We start from the raw sequence: 14,882 nt of genomic DNA, 5'->3' as shown, positions 1-14,882 counted from the left end.
GCTTCAGGCGTGCTGCTCGCGGCGCGCCATATGGGTCGCGAACCAGTCCGCCGCGGCCTCGCCGACCGCGTCGAGCGCGCCCGGTTCCTCGAACAGGTGGGTCGCCCCCGGCACCAGCTTCAGCTCGTGCTCCACCCGCAGGTGCTGGCCGGCGTGGCGATTGAGCTGCAGCACGACCGGATCGGCGGAGCCGACGATCAGCAGCGTCGGCGCCTGCACTTCGGCCAGCACCACCGGCCCGGCCAGGTCGGGCCGGCCGCCGCGCGACACCACGGCGCTGATCTGCCGGCCCAGTCGCGCCGCGGCGATGAGGGCCGCAGCGGCGCCCGTGCTGGCACCGAAGTAGCCGATCGCCAGTCCGCGCAGCGGCGGGTCGGCCGCCGCCCAGGCGGTCGCATCCTGTAGCCGCTGCGTGAGCAGCGGGATGTCGAAGCGGTGCTGGCGCGTCTGCAGGTCCACCTCCTCTTCCTCGGGCGTCAGCAGGTCGAACAGCAGCGTCGCGATGCCCGCGTCCTGCAGCCGCCGCGCCACCCGGCGGTTGCGGCTGCTGTGGCGCCCGCTCCCGCTGCCATGCGCGAACAGCACCAACCCAACCGCCGCGTCCGGCAGCACCAGGTCGCCGACCAGGTGGTGGTCGCCGGCCGGCATCCGCACCTCGCGCGCAGGATCGGATCGAGCTTGCATGGGCCGCACGGTGCCTGCGCGGCGCGGCGGCGTCGGTCAGCAGCAACCACGAGTGTTCGTAGGAGCGGGAATGACATGCCCGGCCGTGGGAATGGACGGATGCCGGACGTCGGAGACGGACGCCAACCCGGCGCACGTAAGCCTCTCCGCGGCCACGTGAATCGCCATCTGGCATCCTCCACCCATGCAATTCCCGCTTTCCGTCCTGGACCTGGCGCCCATCGTCGAAGGCGGCGACGCCGCGCAGTCGTTCCGCCATTCGCTCTCGCTCGCGCAGCACGTGGAGCGGCTGGGCTACCGCCGCTTCTGGCTGGCCGAGCACCATGGCATGCCCGGCATCGCCAGCGCGGCCACTTCGGTGCTGATGGCGCACGTGGCCGGCGGCACCGAACGCATCCGCGTGGGCGCCGGCGGCATCATGCTGCCCAACCACTCGCCGCTGGTCATTGCCGAGCAGTTCGGCACGCTGGAGGCGCTGTTCCCCGGCCGCATCGACCTCGGGCTCGGCCGTGCACCGGGCTCCGATCCGGCCACCGCCCGCGCCCTGCGACGCAACCTGGACACCGATCCCGACCAGTTCCCGCAGGACGTGGTCGAGCTGATGGACTTCCTGTCCGACGCGCCGCGCCAGCGGGTGCGCGCCGTGCCCGGCCAGGGCGCCAAGGTGCCGGTCTGGATCCTGGGCTCCAGCCTGTTCGGCGCGCAGCTGGCCGCCATGCTGGGGCTGCCCTACGCCTTCGCCTCGCACTTCGCGCCGCAGCAGATGATGCAGGCCGTCGAGCTGTACCGCGCCACCTTCCGGCCGTCGGCGCAGCTGGACAGGCCCTACGTGATGCTGGGCTTCAACGTGATCGCGGCGGATTCCGACGAGCAGGCGCAGGTGCTCGCCACCTCGCAGCAGCAGGCCTTCGTCAACCTGCGCTCGGGGCGCCCCACCCGCCTGCCGCCGCCACGGCCCGGCTACCTGGATTCGCTGGGGCCGGCGGAACGCGGGCTGCTGGAGAACATCCTGTCCTGCTCGGCCATCGGCTCCCCGCACACGGTGCGCCGCCAGGTGCGCGAGTTCATCGAGCGCACCGGCGCCGACGAACTGATGGTGGCCTCGCAGATCCACGACCACGCGGCGCGCCTGCGCTCCTACGAGCTGCTGGCAGGAGACGAACCATGAGCGGCTACCTCGAGAACGGACAGTGGCACGACGGCTGGTACGACACCCGTGCCACGAAGGGCGAGTTCGTGCGGACCACCTCCGCCTTCCGCCACCCGCTCACGGCCGACGGCTCCAGCGGCTTTCCGGTCGAGGCCGGGCGTTATCACCTGTACGTGTCGCTGGCCTGCCCCTGGGCGCATCGCACCCTGATCGGCCGCGTGCTCAAGGGACTGGAGGACGCCATTTCGGTGTCGGTGGTCGAGCCGGTGATGACGCAGGGCTGGAGCTTCAGCGAGGCGCTGCCCGACCACCTGTACGGTTGCTCGCACCTGCACCAGCTCTACACCATGGCCGACCCGCACTACAGCGGGCGCGTGCTGGTGCCGGTGCTGTGGGACAAGCAGGAGCGCACCATCGTGAACAACGAGTCCAGCGAGATCCTGCGCATGCTCGACGGTGCGTTCGCCGGCCTGGGCCGCGGCGGCGCCGAGCTGTACCCCGAGCCCTGGCGCGCCGAGATCGACCGCATCAACGCCTTCGTCTACGACAACATCAACAACGGGGTGTACCGGTGCGGCTTCGCGTCGGGCCAGGCGGCCTACGAGCGCGCCTTCGAGCGGCTGTTCTCCGCGCTCGACGAGATCGAAGCCCTGCTGGCGCAGCGCACCTGGCTGGCCGGCTCGCCACGGCCGACCGAGGCCGACTGGCGCCTGTTCACCACCCTGGTCCGCTTCGACGCCGTCTACGTCGGCCACTTCAAGTGCAACCGCAACCGCATCGAGGAGTTCCCGCGGCTGTCGCGCTTCCTGCGCGAGCTGTACCGGGTGCCCGGCATTGCCGCGACGGTGGACATCGAGCACATCAAGCGCCACTACTACATGAGCCATCCGCACATCAATCCGACGCGGATCGTGCCCGCCGGCCCGAGGCTGGCCTTCCTCGAGCCCGCGTGAGGCAGGCACGAAAAAGGGGGCTCCGTTGCCGGAGCCCCCTGTCGCTTGCTGGCCTGGATGCTCAACGCACGTTGTGGGCGAAGCGGTCGCCGGACGGCTGCTGCTGGCCGTTGCGGGCCAGGTAGGCGGAGCCGCTGTCCTCGCCCGTCATGGCGGCGACGCGGTCACGCGCGACGATGTAGTCGCCCACCACCTCGGCGCGGGTCTTCTGGCTCTCGAAGTTCGCCGTCTGGGAGTAGCCGCGCGACCAGGGGTTCACGCCGGACGCCTTGAACTGGGCCAGCTCGGCCTGCACTTCGGCGCGGGTGCGCGACGAATCGAACGGGATGTTGTTGTACTCGGCGTAGTTCTCTGCGAAGGCGGTGCCGGCGGCAGCAGCGGTGACGAGGGCGATGGCGAGGGTGCGCTTCATGTTCATTTCTCCTGGTTGAAGGTTGGATCGGCAGCCGGGCCGGGCTTGCGTGCCCGGCGGCGTCGGCATGGGATGAAGTTTGGGCGCTGGGGAGCGAAAGAAAAACCGCCCCCGCGTGTACGCGCCATTGCCGATCCGGCAACAATCCGGAGCGGCCGTCGTGACGACGGCCGGCCGGGGCCGGTGCCCCGGCAGGGAGGAGGAACAATGGAAACGACCGCGGCCCTGCCGAAGGGCCTGCAGCCGGCCGGCGGGGCGGGTCAGCCCTGCGCGGCCTTCACCATGATCCGCGACAGCCGCGCGAAATGATCCAGCGCGTCCTGCGTCAGCTCGATCTGCTTGCGGCGCGCATCCTCGGTGTCGGCCAGCGTGATCCAGCCCTTGCTGCGCATGGATTTCAGGCGCGAGTGGATGGTGGCGGGCGCACCGAATTCATCCTTGGCCAGCATGTCGCGCACCGACAGCCGCTCGCCCTCGCGTCCCGAGCGGGCGATCCAGGACAGGATGCGCTCCTCCAGGGGATCCAGCGGGGGCAGCGTGGGCAGGCCGCGGATCGCCTGCGACAACTGCAGGAATCGCAGGTACACGTCGGCGCCACGGGTCGACTTGTTCAAACGCGTTCTCCGAGAGGTAAAACCGGCTGTGCCAGAAGGTCTTCGGGCCCCCATGCAGCCGCGTCTGCAATGCTAGCGCGAACACGATGATCCGGATGACCCTCCGCCTGCAGATTGTCCAGGTGATCGCCACCATGGCGCTGTTCATGGCCATGCTGTGGATCAATGAATGGCTGTTCCGCTCACTCGAGTTCGCGCCCGGCATCAACTGGATCTACCTGCCGGCCGGGGCCCGCCTGTTGTGCACCCTGCTGTTCGCCGAGGCCGGCGCGATCGGCCTGCTCATCATTTCCTGGCTGGTGAGCTTCCTGATCTTCTTCCCCCATGACCCGCTGCGCGCCTTCGTGGGGGGCATCCTGGCCGCGCTGGCGCCCTGGCTGGTGTACCGGGGCGCCTCGTGGGCCTGGGGCCTGCAGGCATCGCTGCGCAGCCTGACCCCCGCCCGGCTGCTGCTGCTGGCGCTGGCCTATTCGATCGCCAGCCCGCTGCTGCACCACCTGTGGTTCGCCCTGCGAGGCCAGGACGACCTGCTGCGCGGCTTCTTCGCCATGTTCGCGGGCGACCTCGCCGGTACGCTGATCGTGCTGTACGGCATCAAGGGCCTGCTCGCCCTGATGCCGCGCCTGCGCATCTGAGCGGGCAGCTACCTCATTTGGGCAATGGACGCAATCCGGGCTTCGGCTAAGCTCGGGACCGTATCAGTTCTTGTCACGAAGAGGCTCAGGGGGAGTCATGGAAGCGCGGCGGAGGAAGCCATGACGGGTTGCGAGGCCTGTTCCGCGCTGGTCGCCGCCGGCGACGCGTCCTGCGCCACCTGCGGCGCAGACCTGGGGCCGGCCCGCCATCGGCGGGCCAGGCCCAGGGTCGACATCCCCGTGCGCCGCTACGGCCGCGTGCCGCGGCCTCCGCGCGCCCTGCGCACCACCCACGCGAAACGACCCGGCCGCCAGCAACTCGCCCTGGCCGCGGCCGTGATGGTGCCGGTGGTCGCCGGCGCGCTGGCAGCGCTGGTGCTGTTCGGCTGAGCGCTCAGTCGACGAAGAAGTCGGGGATGAACTGCCGGGTGCCCGGCGTGACCGAGTACCGGTCCAGGTCGCTCACGCCGTGGCCGGCCAGCACCTCGTCGTCGATGTAGAAGTTGCCGGTGGCGTCCGACGGGCCGGTGAGGATGTACCAGGCGGCGTCGGCCAGGATCTCCGGCTTGCGGCACAGCTTCACTTCCACGCCCGGGATCATCTGCAGAGCCGCCGTGGCGATGGCGGTGCGCGGCCACAGGCTGTTGACGGCGATGCCGTACTTGCGGAACTCGCCGGCGTGGCCCAGCGTGCACATGCTCATGCCGTACTTGGCCATGGTGTAGGCGGTGTGCGGCGCGAACCAGCGCTCCTTCATGGACAACGGCGGCGACATGTTCAGCACGTGCGGGTTGCGCCCGGCCGCGGCCGACTTCTTCAGTTCGGGCAGGCAGGCCTGGGTGCACAGGTAGGTGCCGCGCGCGTTGATCCCGTTCATCAGGTCGTAGCGCTTCATCGGCGTGTGCTCGGTGTCGGTCAGGCTGATCGCGCTGGCGTTGTTGACCAGGATGTCGATGCCGCCGAAGGCCTGCACCGCCTGCGCCACCGCATCCAGCACCGCGGCCTCGTCGCGGATGTCCACGGCCAGCGGCAGGGCCTGCCCACCGGCGGCGCGGACCTCGTCGGCGGCGCTGTAGATGGTGCCCGGCAGCTTCGGGTTGGGCTCGGTGGTCTTGGCCGCGATCACCACGTTGGCACCGTCGGCCGCGGCGCGCTTGCCGATCGCCAGCCCGATGCCGCGCGAGGCGCCGGTGATGAAGAGGGTCTTGCCTTGCAGGCTCATGGCGCAGTCTCCTTGCTGGTGGGCCGGGCGCTCAGCCCTTGGGCGCGGGCAGGCCGCGCAGGTACAGGTGGAGCGCCCGCATGTCAGTGTCGCTGATCTCGCGCAGCGAATCGAAGGGCATCACCTGCACGGCGCTGCCGTCGGCCCGCTTGCCGGTACGGAACAGCCGGATCAGCGATTCCGGTTCCGCATAGTGCGCCATCACCGAGCCCTCGCCCGGCGCCAGCCGCGGGGCCGGCGGCCAGTCCGGCGGGGCGCCGGGGATGCGGCCACCCAACAGGTGCTCGCCGTGGCAGCCCAGGCACATGTTGGCCACGTAGGCGCCGTGCTGCGCGTTGACGCCTTCGGGCACCGGCTGCGAGGGCGGCAGCGAATGGTCGATCTTGGCGGCGGCGTCCCGGATCGCGCCGAAGCCGTACAGCACGCGCGCGGGCAGCGGCAGCTCGACGACGGCCGGCCCGCCTTCGGCCGGCGGCAGCGAACGCACGTAGGCGACCAGCGCGGCGAGATCGGAGTCGGTGAATCGGTTGTAGTCCTCGCTGGGCATGATCATCAGCGGCCGCCCGCCGGGCGCCACGCCGTGGCGGATCGACCGCACCCAGTCCTCGGGCCCGTACCGGGCGACCATGCTGCCCGGGCCGGGGCTGATGTTGGGACCCTTGATGCGCAGGCCCGCCGAGGGGTCGTCGACGAAGGTGCGGCCGGCGCCGTTCGCCCCGTGGCAGTCCACGCAGCCGCGCGACGAGAACAGGTAGCGGCCGCGCTCGATCGCCTGGGCGTCGTCCACGTAGGCCACGGGCCGCACCGGCACCTCGACCTTGCGGTGCATCCGGCTGTCGGCCAGCCACAGGCCGGCGCCACCGGCGGCGCCGGCCAGCAGGGCCAGCCCGGCGGCCACCCCGATCGTGATCTTCATCCATCTGCGCATCGCTTCGCTCCTGTAGAATTGGACGACCCAGCAAATTTTTGACTGTGCCTAAAAAATTGGAGCGTATGTCAACATCTTGGCCTTTGTCAATGCCAGCTTTGCCCCCTCCGCTGGCCGCCGCCTTCCTGATGGGCACGGTCGGGGGCGCCAAGCGCGAGCGCACGCAGGCCCAGCTGCTCTATGCCGCCGTGCAGGTCTTCGCCGGTGGCGGCGTGGGCAGCGCGACCATGCAGCAGATCGCCCAGGCCGCGGGCGTCACCACGGCCACGCTCTACAACCACTTCAGCACCAAGGAGGAGCTGGTCGTGCGGCTGGCCGCCGCCATCGCCGGGACGCTGTGCAAGGCAATCGACGACAGTTACGGCCACATCGCCGACGGCGCCGAGCGCATGGCGATCGGGCAGCGGCGCTACGTCTGGCTGGCGGCCGAGAGCCCCGGCTGGGCCCTCATGCTGCTGGAGGTGATCGCCGCCGCGCCGGAGGTGCTGGCCCAGGTGCAGGCGTATCCGCTGAAGGACCTGCGGGTGGGCGTGCGGCAGAAGAAGTTCAAGGTCCCCAGCGAAGCCGCGGCGCTGGATGCGATCAACGGCATCTGCATCCAGGCCATGCGGCGCGTGGCCACGGGACGGGCGCCCGCCCACCACGACGTGGCCGCGGCGGCCATGGTGCTGCGGGCGCTGGGGGTGCCGCCGGACCAGGCGGCCGAGATCGCGAAGCGGCCGCTGCCGCCGCTGCCCGAACCGCAGCCGCCGGAAGCGGCCCGGCCGCGCGCGACCAAGGTGGCGCAGCGCCGGGCGTAAGCCGCGCTGCGCCGGGCGCAGCGTCAGACCTTCGAAAAATCCGGCTTCCGCTTCTCCATGAAAGCAGTGAACGCCTCACGGGCAGCCGGCTCGCGCAGCATGCGGGAGAAGCTGGCGCCCTCTTGCTGCATGCGCTCCATCACCGGGCCTTGCTGGCCCAGCTTCATCAGGCGCTTGGTCTCGACCAGGCTGCTCAGCGGCTTGGCGGCGAGCTTGCGCGCCTGGGCCTGCGCATAGGCGTTGGCCTCGGTCGGCGGCAGCACGCGGTTGACCAGGCCGGCCTCGAGCGCCGCTTCGGCCATGAAGGGCTCGCCCAGCAGCAGCGCCTCGGCCGCGCGGTGGTAGCCGAACATCTGCGGCACCAGCAGGCTGGACGCCGCCTCCGGGCACAGGCCCAGGTTCACGAAGGGCAGCGAGAACGCGGCGTTGTCGCCGGCGAACACCAGGTCGCAATGGAACAGCAAGGTGGTGCCCACGCCCACGGCCGGGCCGCACACCGCCGCCACCAGCGGCTTGGGGAACTTCGCGATGCCGCGCAGGAAGCGGAACACGGGCGAATCCTCGCCGGCAGGCGGCTGGTTCAGGAAATCGCCGATGTCGTTGCCGGCGGAGAACACGGTTTCGTGGCCTTGCAGCACCGCCACCCGGATCGCCGGGTCGCTGGCGGCCTTGTCCAGCGCGTCGGCCAGCGCCGCGTACATGGCGGAGGTGATCGAGTTCTTGCGCTCCAGCCGGTTGAAGGTGATGGTCATCACGCCGGCTTCGGCGTGGGTCAGGATGTCGTTCATTGCAGGCTTTCCTTCACGAAATCGAGGCGGTCCTGGCCCCAGAACATCTGGTCGCCGACGAAGAAGGTCGGCGCACCGAAGACGCCGCGGGCCACCGCCTCCTGGGTGGCGGCCTTGAGGCGTTCCTTGACCTCCGGGTCCTGCGCCAGGGCCAGCAGGGCCTGCGGATCGAAGCCTGCCTGCTGCAGCACCGAGGCCACCTCCGCCGGATCGTTCATGTTGCGGCCATCCACCCAGATCGCGTGCATCACGGCGTCCACGTAGGGCCGCAGCTTCGCGGGCTCGCGCATCTGCAGGCCGAGCGCGATGCGCATGAGCGCCAGGGTATTGATCGGGAAATGCGGGCTCAGGCGGAAGGGCACACCGTAGCGGGCGGCGAAGCGGTTCAGGTCCTCGTGCAGCCAGCGACTCTTGGCCGCCACCTCCATCGGCGAGCGGTTGCCGGTGGCCTGGAACACACCACCCAGCAGGATGGGCCGCTCGTGCACCGTGGCGCCGGTCTCGGCGGCGATGCGCGGCACCTGCGTCCAGGCGAGGTAGGCCGCCGGGCTGCCGACGTCGAAATAGAAATCCAGGCTCTTGCTCATTCAGAAGCTCTCCATCCAGGGCCGCAAATCCAGTTCATGGGTCCAGGCATCGCGCGGCTGCGAGTGCAGCATCCAGTACTGGTCGGCGATGTGCCCGGGGTCGAGGATGCCATCCCGGTCCTTGAGTGCGTAGCGCTCGGGGAAATTCTCCCGGATGAAGGCGGTGTCGATGGCGCCATCGATCACGACGTGGGCCACGTGGATGCCGCGCGGCCCCAGCTCGCGCGCCATGCTCTGGGCCAGCGCGCGCAGCGCATGCTTGGCGCCGGCGAAGGCGGAGAAGCCGGCGCTGCCGCGCATGGAGGCGGTGGCGCCGGTGAACAGGATGGTGCCGCGCCCGCGCGCCGCCATCCGGCGCGCCACCTCGCGCCCATTGAGGAAGCCGGCGAAGCAGGCCATCTCCCAGACCTTGAAGTAGCGCCGCGCGGTCTCGTCCAGGATGCTGGCCCGCACGTTGGCGCCGATGTTGAAGGCCAGCACCTCGATCGGGCCGATCTCCGACTCGATGCGCTCGACCAGCGCCACGACCTCCTCCTCCTTGCGCGCGTCACTGCCGAAGCCGTGCGCCTGGCCGCCCTCGGCCCGGATGCGATCGACCAGCGGCTGCAGCGATTCGGCGTTGCGACGCGTCACGCAGGCGGTGAATCCCTCGCGCGCGAAGCGCCGGGCGATGGCCCCGCCGGTGGCATCGCCGGCGCCGACCACGAGGGCGACGGAGTTCATGTTCATTCTTTGTAGTAGACGACCTGGTGCGTGGTGGCCAGCAGGTCGCCGGCCTCGCTCCAGAGCTGCGCCGACTGGTCGAAATAGCCGCCGTGGAAGGCCTGGGCCTGGGCCTGGCCCAGCAGGTAGCCCTCGCCGACCTGCGCCAGCTGCACCGCGCCGGCATGGAAGTAGACCGTCATCGTCACGGTGCCGATCGGCACGAACACGGGCCGCCGGCGCCAGATGCGGGGGAAGAACACGTCGGCCAGCGCCGTGAGCGAGGCGAAGTCCAGCGGCCGCGGCGGGTTGTCGCGCATCCACAGGCGGGTACGGCTGTCGCCCAGGTCGCGCCCGTGCCAGTCGTGCGGCAGCGCCCCGTCGACGAAGCGCATCTCGTAGCGCTTGACCCATTCGACGCGCGCGGGGCCCTGGGCCAGCGGCACGCCGGCCGGCCGCGGTACCGCCGGCAGGGGATGTTCGACCGCCCCCCAGGTGTCCCGGCGCAGCGCGGTGAACACGGTGCCGGTCAGCACCGGCTGGCCGTCCTGCAGGGTCTGCACGGTCCAGTGCTGGGTGGAACGGTTGGTGCGGACCGGCGTGGCCACCACCTCGAAGGGGCCGTCGGCCACGGCCGAGGCGAAGTTCACCGTCAGAGCGACTGGCTCGCCCAGCAGCGCCGGGTGGCGCAGCACGGCGGCCAGTGCCTGCGCCGCGGTGAGGCCGCCGAAGGGCCCCACCATGTTGGCGTACGCGGGGCTGGTGTGTCCCCGCCAGCGGTGCTCGCCGGCTTCGGCCAGCGCGAGGGCGGCGTCGAAGGCGTGCGTCGTCATGCGGCGGCGCTCCCTGCCGGCGCCAGTGCATCCAGCCACTGCGCCAGCCGCGGCCACAGCACGGATTCCTGCTCGCTGCGGAACGCGCCGAAGTGGCCGATGCGGCGCAGGGCGAGGTCGCCGGGCGCGATCCGGCGCACTTCGCTGCGCGCGTTCTCGTACAGCGACACCAGGCTGTGGGTGCCGCGCAGCGTCATCAGCTCGTCGTCGGCGATGGACAGGGCCAGCACCGGGAAGCGGGCCTGCGCGTACTGGCGCCGAACCGCCTCGCCTTCGGCACCCACGCTGTAGCGCGGGTTCAGGCACCAGCGCCGCCACTGCAGGATCACGCCCTTGGGCAGGTCGCCGACCTTGCGCAGCTTGCGCCCCGGGAAGTAACCGAACAGGCGCGTGGCCAGCGGCACCAGCACCCACCAGAAGTACCAGACCGTACGCCGCAGCCGCGGTGCGTTCTCGCGCCAGTAGCCGCTGCCGGCGGCGACGCTGAGCAGGCCGCTGACCTTGTCCTGGTTGCGCAGCAGCCCGGGCAGCTGCGCCCCCAGGCTATGGCCCAGCAGGTAGAGCGGCCGGTCGGGCAGCGCCGCGTGCGCGTGATCGACTACGGTTTCGTAGTCGCGCGCCCAGTCGAACAGGTCGGCCCGCACCTGGCGCAGGCTCTCGCCCTGCGCGAGCGAGGCGCCGCTGCCGCGGTAGTCGAAGGTGGTGACGCGCCAGCCCTGGCCGGCGAGCCACTGCGCGAAGGGCGCGTAGAAGTCCTGCCGCACGCCCATGGCGCCGCCTATGACGACGCTGCCCAAGGCTGGCTCGTCCGGCGCCCAGGTGCGTAGCACGACCGCGGCGCCGTCCGGGGTGGTGAGTGTCTCCTGCTTCATCTTCTGCTCCTGCTGCTCACCGGGGGGGCGGCCCCTGGGCGCTTCGTGCTAGACCCTTTCGAAGATACCCGCTGCGCCCTGCCCCATGCCCACGCACATGGTGACCATGCCGTACTTGAGGTTCTTGCGGCGCAGCGCGTGCACCACGGTGGCGGAGCGGATGGCGCCGGTGGCGCCCAGCGGGTGGCCCAGCGCGATGGCGCCGCCCATCGGGTTGACCCGGGCCGGATCCAGCCCCAGGGTGTTGATCACGGCCAGCGACTGCGCGGCAAAGGCCTCGTTCAGCTCGATCCAGCCCAGGTCGTCCTGCTTCAGCCCGGCCGCCTTGAGCGCCGCGGGAATCGCCTCGACCGGGCCGATGCCCATGATGTGCGGCGGCACGCCGCGGCTGGCATAGCCGGCGAAGCGCGCCAGCGGCTGCAGGTTGAAGCGCTTGAGCGCAGCCTCGCTCACCACGATCAACGCGCCGGCGCCGTCGGACGTCTGCGAGCTGTTGCCGGCGGTCACCGTGCCGCGGGCGGCGAACACGGTCTTGAGCTTGGCCAGGCCTTCAACGGTGGTGTCGGGGCGCGCGCCCTCGTCCAGGTTCACCGTGCGGGTCTTCACCGCGACCTCGGCCGATTCCAGGTCCACCGAGCGCTCGGCGACATCCACCGGCGTGATCTCGTCGGTGAACTCGCCGGCCTTCATGGCCGCCAGCGCCTTCATGTGCGACTGGTAGGCGAACTGGTCCTGCGCCTCGCGCCCGACCTTCCACTGCTGCGCCACCTTCTCGGCCGTCAGGCCCATGCCATAGGCGATGCCGTAGCTCTCGATGTCGTCCGGGTTGGCGAAGATGGCGGGCGACAGCGAGGGCGAGTTGCCCATCATGGGGACCATGCTCATGCTCTCGGTGCCGGCTGCGATCATCACGTCGGCCTCGCCGACGCGGATGCGGTCGGCCGCGATCTGCACCGCCGACAGGCCGGAGGCGCAGAAGCGGTTGACGGTCATGCCGCCCACGCTCTTGGGCAAACCGGCCAGCACGGCGCCGATGCGAGCCACGTTCAGGCCCTGTTGCGCCTCGGGAATCGCGCAGCCGCAGATCACGTCCTCGATCGCGTTCGGGTCCAGGCCCGGCGCCTGCGCCAGCGCGGCCCGCAGCGCCGTCGCCAGCAGGTCGTCCGGGCGCGTGTTGCGGAAGTAGCCGCGGTGCGAGCGCCCGATGGGCGTGCGGGTGGCGGCGACGATGTAGGCGTCCTGTACTTGCTTCATGTCCTGTCCTCAGTTCCTGACCGGCTTGCCCGTGCTGAGCATGCCGAGGATGCGCTCCTGGGTCTTGGGGTGCTGCACCAGCTCGCAGAAGGCCTGGCGCTCCAGCGTCATCAGGTATTCCTCGCTGACCAGCGTGCCGGCATCGACGTCGCCGCCGGTGACCACGTTGGCGATCAGGGAGGCGATGCGGAAGTCGTGCTGGCTGATGAAGCCGCCGTCGCGCATGTTGACCAGCTGCCCCTGGATGGTGGCCTTGCCGCTGCGGCCGGCCACCGGGAACAGGCGCTTGAGCGGCGCCCGCCAGCCGGCGTTGAACATCGCCTTGGCCTCCTGGATGGCCACGTACAGCAGCTCGTCCTTGTTGGGCACGATGATGTCGCTGTCCAGCAGGTAGCCGATCTTGCGCGACTCGATCGCGCTGGTGCCCACCTTGGCCATGGCGGCGGCGGTGAAGCCCTCGGTCAGGAAGGGCAGCAGGTCCTTGTGGGTGGACTGCGCCTGCGCTTCGGCCGCGCGGCGCGCGATGTAGGCCAGGCCGCCCGCGCCGGGCACCAGGCCCACGCCCACTTCCACCAGGCCGATGTAGCTCTCCATCGCGGCGACGCGGCGCGCCGAGTACAGGCCCAGTTCGCAGCCGCCGCCCAACGCCAGGCCGCGGATGGCCGAGATCACCGGCACCCCGGCATAGCGCAGCCGCAGCATGGTCTGTTGCATGAAGCCCTCGGCGTCCTCGATCGCGCTGACGCCCACCGCCAGGAACGCGGGCAGCGTCGACTCCAGGTCGGCGCCGGCGCTGAAGGGCTCGTCGCCCGACCAGATCACCAGGCCCTGGTAGGACTTCTCGGCGGTCTCGATCGCCAGTTGCAGCCCTTCGCACACCTCGGGGCTGATGGTGTGCATCTTGGTCTTCAGGCTGGCGATCAGCACGTCGCCGTCGAGCGTCCAGACGCGGATGGTCTTGTCCTCGTGCACGGTGGTGCCGGCCGTCTGGAACTTCGCCCCGCCGCTGCCCAGCACCGTCTCGGGGAAGTGCTGGCGCTGGTACACGGGCAGCATGCGGCGCGGCTCGAACCGGCCGCTGGTCGGGTTCCACGAGCCCTCGGGCGTGTGCACGCCGCCGGCTTCGGCCACCGGCCCCTTGAACACCCAGTCGGGCAGCGGCGCCTTCGACAGCGCCTTGCCGGCAGCGATGTCCTCCTGGATCCACTGCGCCACCTGCAGCCAGCCGGCTTCCTGCCACAGCTCGAACGGGCCCTGCTTCATGCCGAAGCCCCAGCGCATGGCGAAGTCGACGTCACGCGCGGTATCGGCGATGGACGCCAGGTGCACCGCGGCGTAATGGAAGCTGTTGCGCAGGATGGCCCACAGGAACTGGCCCTGCGGCCCTTCGCTCTCGCGCAGCAGCTTCAGGCGCTCGGCCGCCGGCTTCTTCAGCATGCGGCCGTACACGTCGTCGGCCTTCTGGCCGCCGGGCACGTAGTCCTTGGACGCCAGCTCGAAGCGCAGCACGTCGCGGCCGACCTTCCTGTAGAAGCCGGCCTTGGTCTTCTGGCCGAGATGGCCCATCTCCAGCAGCGTCTTGAGCACCTCGGGCGTGCCGAAGCTGTCGTAGAACGGGTCGGTCTCGGCGCTCAGGTTGTCCTGCAGCGTCTTGATGACGTGAGCCATGGTGTCCAGGCCCACCACGTCGGCGGTGCGGAAGGTGCCGCTGGAGGCGCGGCCCAGTTTCTTGCCGGTGAGGTCGTCCACCACGTCGTAGGTCAGGCCGAACTTCTCCACCTCGCGCATGGTGGCCAGCATGCCGGCGATGCCCACCCGGTTGGCGATGAAGTTGGGCGTGTCCTTGGCGCGCACCACGCCCTTGCCCAGGCCGCTGGTGACGAAGGTCTCCAGGTCGTCCAGGATCTGCGGCTGCGTGGTCGGCGTCGCGATCAGCTCGACCAGGTACATGTACCGCGGCGGGTTGAAGAAGTGGATGCCGCAGAAGCGCGGCTTGATCGCCTCGGGCAGCGCCTCGGACAGCTTCGTGATGGACAGGCCCGAGGTGTTGGACGCCACGATCGCGTGCGGCGCAACGTGGGGCGCGATCTTCTTGTAGAGATCGAGCTTCCAGTCCATGCGCTCGGCGATGGCCTCGATCACCAGGTCGCACTCGCCCAGCAGGGCCATGTGCTCCTCGTAGTTGGCCTGCTGGATCAGCGCTGCGTCGTCGGCCACGCCCAGCGGCGAGGGCTTGAGCTTCTTCAGGCCCTCGACGGCCTTGGTGACGATGCCGTTCTTCGGGCCTTCCTTGGCCGGCAGGTCGAACAGCACCACCGGCACCTTCACGTTCACGAGGTGGGCCGCGATCTGCGCGCCCATCACGCCGGCGCCGAGCACGGCGACCTTTCTCACCTGGAAGCGGCTCATCGTCGCGGCCCTTTCGCTGCCCGCCGCGGTGGCGGCGTC

General features: G+C 70.4%; 17 protein-coding genes. 5 read left to right on the top strand and 12 right to left on the bottom strand.

Annotated elements, in window-relative coordinates; translation table 11 throughout:
* Positions 1–3: 3 nt before the first annotated feature.
* Positions 4–684 (bottom strand): dienelactone hydrolase family protein, encoded by a 681-nt coding sequence (locus VEC03_RS15820; RefSeq protein ID WP_324917135.1) that lies wholly within the window; start codon positions 682–684, stop codon positions 4–6.
* A gap of 184 nt (positions 685–868) precedes the next feature.
* On the opposite strand from VEC03_RS15820, the gene VEC03_RS15815 reads away from it, so the two are divergent.
* Positions 869–1,852 carry an LLM class flavin-dependent oxidoreductase gene (locus VEC03_RS15815; protein WP_324917132.1) on the top strand — a complete coding sequence of 328 codons (984 nt, stop codon included), beginning with the start codon at positions 869–871 and terminating at the stop codon, positions 1,850–1,852.
* On the top strand, positions 1,849–2,787 hold the full coding sequence (locus VEC03_RS15810; RefSeq protein WP_324917129.1) for a glutathione S-transferase family protein: 939 nt from the start codon (positions 1,849–1,851) through the stop codon (positions 2,785–2,787). The genes VEC03_RS15815 and VEC03_RS15810 overlap by 4 nt, the downstream gene beginning before the upstream one ends.
* 61 nt (positions 2,788–2,848) lie before the next feature.
* Here VEC03_RS15810 and VEC03_RS15805 read toward each other — a convergent pair whose 3' ends face one another.
* Together VEC03_RS15805 and VEC03_RS15800 are read right to left on the bottom strand one after the other, a co-directional pair.
* Positions 2,849–3,199, bottom strand: a complete 351-nt coding sequence (locus VEC03_RS15805; RefSeq protein ID WP_324917126.1) for a DUF4148 domain-containing protein — start codon at positions 3,197–3,199, stop codon at positions 2,849–2,851.
* Positions 3,200–3,459: 260 nt separating this feature from the next.
* Entirely contained in the window at positions 3,460–3,813 is a 354-nt protein-coding gene (locus VEC03_RS15800) for a winged helix-turn-helix domain-containing protein (protein ID WP_324917123.1), read from the bottom strand.
* A gap of 95 nt (positions 3,814–3,908) precedes the next feature.
* On the opposite strand from VEC03_RS15800, the gene VEC03_RS15795 reads away from it, so the two are divergent.
* A complete protein-coding gene (locus VEC03_RS15795) occupies positions 3,909–4,448 on the top strand; it encodes a hypothetical protein (protein ID WP_324917120.1) in 540 nt (179 codons plus the stop codon).
* A 120-nt stretch (positions 4,449–4,568) separates the two neighbouring features.
* Positions 4,569–4,838: a hypothetical protein gene (locus tag VEC03_RS15790; RefSeq protein ID WP_324917117.1), complete on the top strand. Its 270-nt coding sequence runs from the start codon at positions 4,569–4,571 to the stop codon at positions 4,836–4,838.
* A 4-nt stretch (positions 4,839–4,842) separates the two neighbouring features.
* Here VEC03_RS15790 and VEC03_RS15785 read toward each other — a convergent pair whose 3' ends face one another.
* Entirely contained in the window at positions 4,843–5,670 is an 828-nt protein-coding gene (locus VEC03_RS15785; protein WP_324917114.1) for an NAD(P)-dependent oxidoreductase, read from the bottom strand.
* A gap of 31 nt (positions 5,671–5,701) precedes the next feature.
* Positions 5,702–6,598 (bottom strand): cytochrome c, encoded by an 897-nt coding sequence (locus VEC03_RS15780; protein WP_324917112.1) that lies wholly within the window; start codon positions 6,596–6,598, stop codon positions 5,702–5,704.
* Positions 6,599–6,696: 98 nt separating this feature from the next.
* Here VEC03_RS15780 and VEC03_RS15775 point away from each other — a divergent pair, with 98 nt between their 5' ends.
* The gene (locus VEC03_RS15775) at positions 6,697–7,398 is read left to right on the top strand and encodes a TetR/AcrR family transcriptional regulator (RefSeq protein WP_324917109.1); all 702 of its coding nucleotides are present in this window, start codon (positions 6,697–6,699) and stop codon (positions 7,396–7,398) included.
* A 23-nt stretch (positions 7,399–7,421) separates the two neighbouring features.
* Here the strand turns inward: VEC03_RS15775 and VEC03_RS15770 are convergent, their stop codons facing one another.
* Genes VEC03_RS15770 through VEC03_RS15740 form a run of 7 tightly spaced genes read right to left on the bottom strand, consistent with a single transcriptional unit; the run spans position 7,422 to position 14,843 of the window.
* Positions 7,422–8,186 carry an enoyl-CoA hydratase gene (locus VEC03_RS15770; RefSeq protein WP_324917106.1) on the bottom strand — a complete coding sequence of 255 codons (765 nt, stop codon included), beginning with the start codon at positions 8,184–8,186 and terminating at the stop codon, positions 7,422–7,424.
* Entirely contained in the window at positions 8,183–8,773 is a 591-nt protein-coding gene (locus tag VEC03_RS15765; protein WP_324917103.1) for a 2-hydroxychromene-2-carboxylate isomerase, read from the bottom strand. Before VEC03_RS15765 ends, VEC03_RS15770 begins: the two co-directional genes overlap by 4 nt.
* Positions 8,774–9,496 carry an SDR family oxidoreductase gene (locus VEC03_RS15760; RefSeq protein WP_324917101.1) on the bottom strand — a complete coding sequence of 241 codons (723 nt, stop codon included), beginning with the start codon at positions 9,494–9,496 and terminating at the stop codon, positions 8,774–8,776.
* A 2-nt stretch (positions 9,497–9,498) separates the two neighbouring features.
* Positions 9,499–10,308 carry a thioesterase family protein gene (locus VEC03_RS15755; RefSeq protein WP_324917098.1) on the bottom strand — a complete coding sequence of 270 codons (810 nt, stop codon included), beginning with the start codon at positions 10,306–10,308 and terminating at the stop codon, positions 9,499–9,501.
* Positions 10,305–11,180, bottom strand: a complete 876-nt coding sequence (locus tag VEC03_RS15750) for an alpha/beta fold hydrolase (RefSeq protein ID WP_324917095.1) — start codon at positions 11,178–11,180, stop codon at positions 10,305–10,307. The genes VEC03_RS15755 and VEC03_RS15750 overlap by 4 nt, the downstream gene beginning before the upstream one ends.
* Before the next feature lie 48 nt (positions 11,181–11,228).
* The gene (locus VEC03_RS15745) at positions 11,229–12,434 is read right to left on the bottom strand and encodes an acetyl-CoA C-acyltransferase (RefSeq protein ID WP_324917092.1); all 1,206 of its coding nucleotides are present in this window, start codon (positions 12,432–12,434) and stop codon (positions 11,229–11,231) included.
* A gap of 9 nt (positions 12,435–12,443) precedes the next feature.
* Positions 12,444–14,843 carry a 3-hydroxyacyl-CoA dehydrogenase/enoyl-CoA hydratase family protein gene (locus tag VEC03_RS15740; protein ID WP_324917696.1) on the bottom strand — a complete coding sequence of 800 codons (2,400 nt, stop codon included), beginning with the start codon at positions 14,841–14,843 and terminating at the stop codon, positions 12,444–12,446.
* Between the last annotated feature and the right edge of the window lie 39 nt (positions 14,844–14,882).

Source organism: Ramlibacter sp., from assembly GCF_035627355.1.
In the GTDB taxonomy this organism is placed as follows: Bacteria; Pseudomonadota; Gammaproteobacteria; order Burkholderiales; family Burkholderiaceae_C; genus Ramlibacter.
This window is presented reverse-complemented; position numbering and strand designations above follow the sequence as displayed.

Bases quoted from the DNA above. Each gene is read 5' to 3' on its own strand.
- VEC03_RS15820 (WP_324917135.1), bottom strand. From the start codon at position 684: ATGCAAGCTCGATCCGATCCTGCGCGCGAGGTGCGGATGCCGGCCGGC.
- VEC03_RS15815 (WP_324917132.1), top strand. From the start codon at position 869: ATGCAATTCCCGCTTTCCGTCCTGGACCTGGCGCCCATCGTCGAAGGC.
- VEC03_RS15810 (WP_324917129.1), top strand. From the start codon at position 1,849: ATGAGCGGCTACCTCGAGAACGGACAGTGGCACGACGGCTGGTACGAC.
- VEC03_RS15805 (WP_324917126.1), bottom strand. From the start codon at position 3,199: ATGAAGCGCACCCTCGCCATCGCCCTCGTCACCGCTGCTGCCGCCGGC.
- VEC03_RS15795 (WP_324917120.1), top strand. From the start codon at position 3,909: ATGACCCTCCGCCTGCAGATTGTCCAGGTGATCGCCACCATGGCGCTG.
- VEC03_RS15790 (WP_324917117.1), top strand. From the start codon at position 4,569: ATGACGGGTTGCGAGGCCTGTTCCGCGCTGGTCGCCGCCGGCGACGCG.
- VEC03_RS15785 (WP_324917114.1), bottom strand. From the start codon at position 5,670: ATGAGCCTGCAAGGCAAGACCCTCTTCATCACCGGCGCCTCGCGCGGC.
- VEC03_RS15780 (WP_324917112.1), bottom strand. From the start codon at position 6,598: ATGCGCAGATGGATGAAGATCACGATCGGGGTGGCCGCCGGGCTGGCC.
- VEC03_RS15770 (WP_324917106.1), bottom strand. From the start codon at position 8,186: ATGAACGACATCCTGACCCACGCCGAAGCCGGCGTGATGACCATCACC.
- VEC03_RS15765 (WP_324917103.1), bottom strand. From the start codon at position 8,773: ATGAGCAAGAGCCTGGATTTCTATTTCGACGTCGGCAGCCCGGCGGCC.
- VEC03_RS15760 (WP_324917101.1), bottom strand. From the start codon at position 9,496: ATGAACTCCGTCGCCCTCGTGGTCGGCGCCGGCGATGCCACCGGCGGG.
- VEC03_RS15755 (WP_324917098.1), bottom strand. From the start codon at position 10,308: ATGACGACGCACGCCTTCGACGCCGCCCTCGCGCTGGCCGAAGCCGGC.
- VEC03_RS15750 (WP_324917095.1), bottom strand. From the start codon at position 11,180: ATGAAGCAGGAGACACTCACCACCCCGGACGGCGCCGCGGTCGTGCTA.
- VEC03_RS15745 (WP_324917092.1), bottom strand. From the start codon at position 12,434: ATGAAGCAAGTACAGGACGCCTACATCGTCGCCGCCACCCGCACGCCC.
- VEC03_RS15740 (WP_324917696.1), bottom strand. From the start codon at position 14,843: ATGAGCCGCTTCCAGGTGAGAAAGGTCGCCGTGCTCGGCGCCGGCGTG.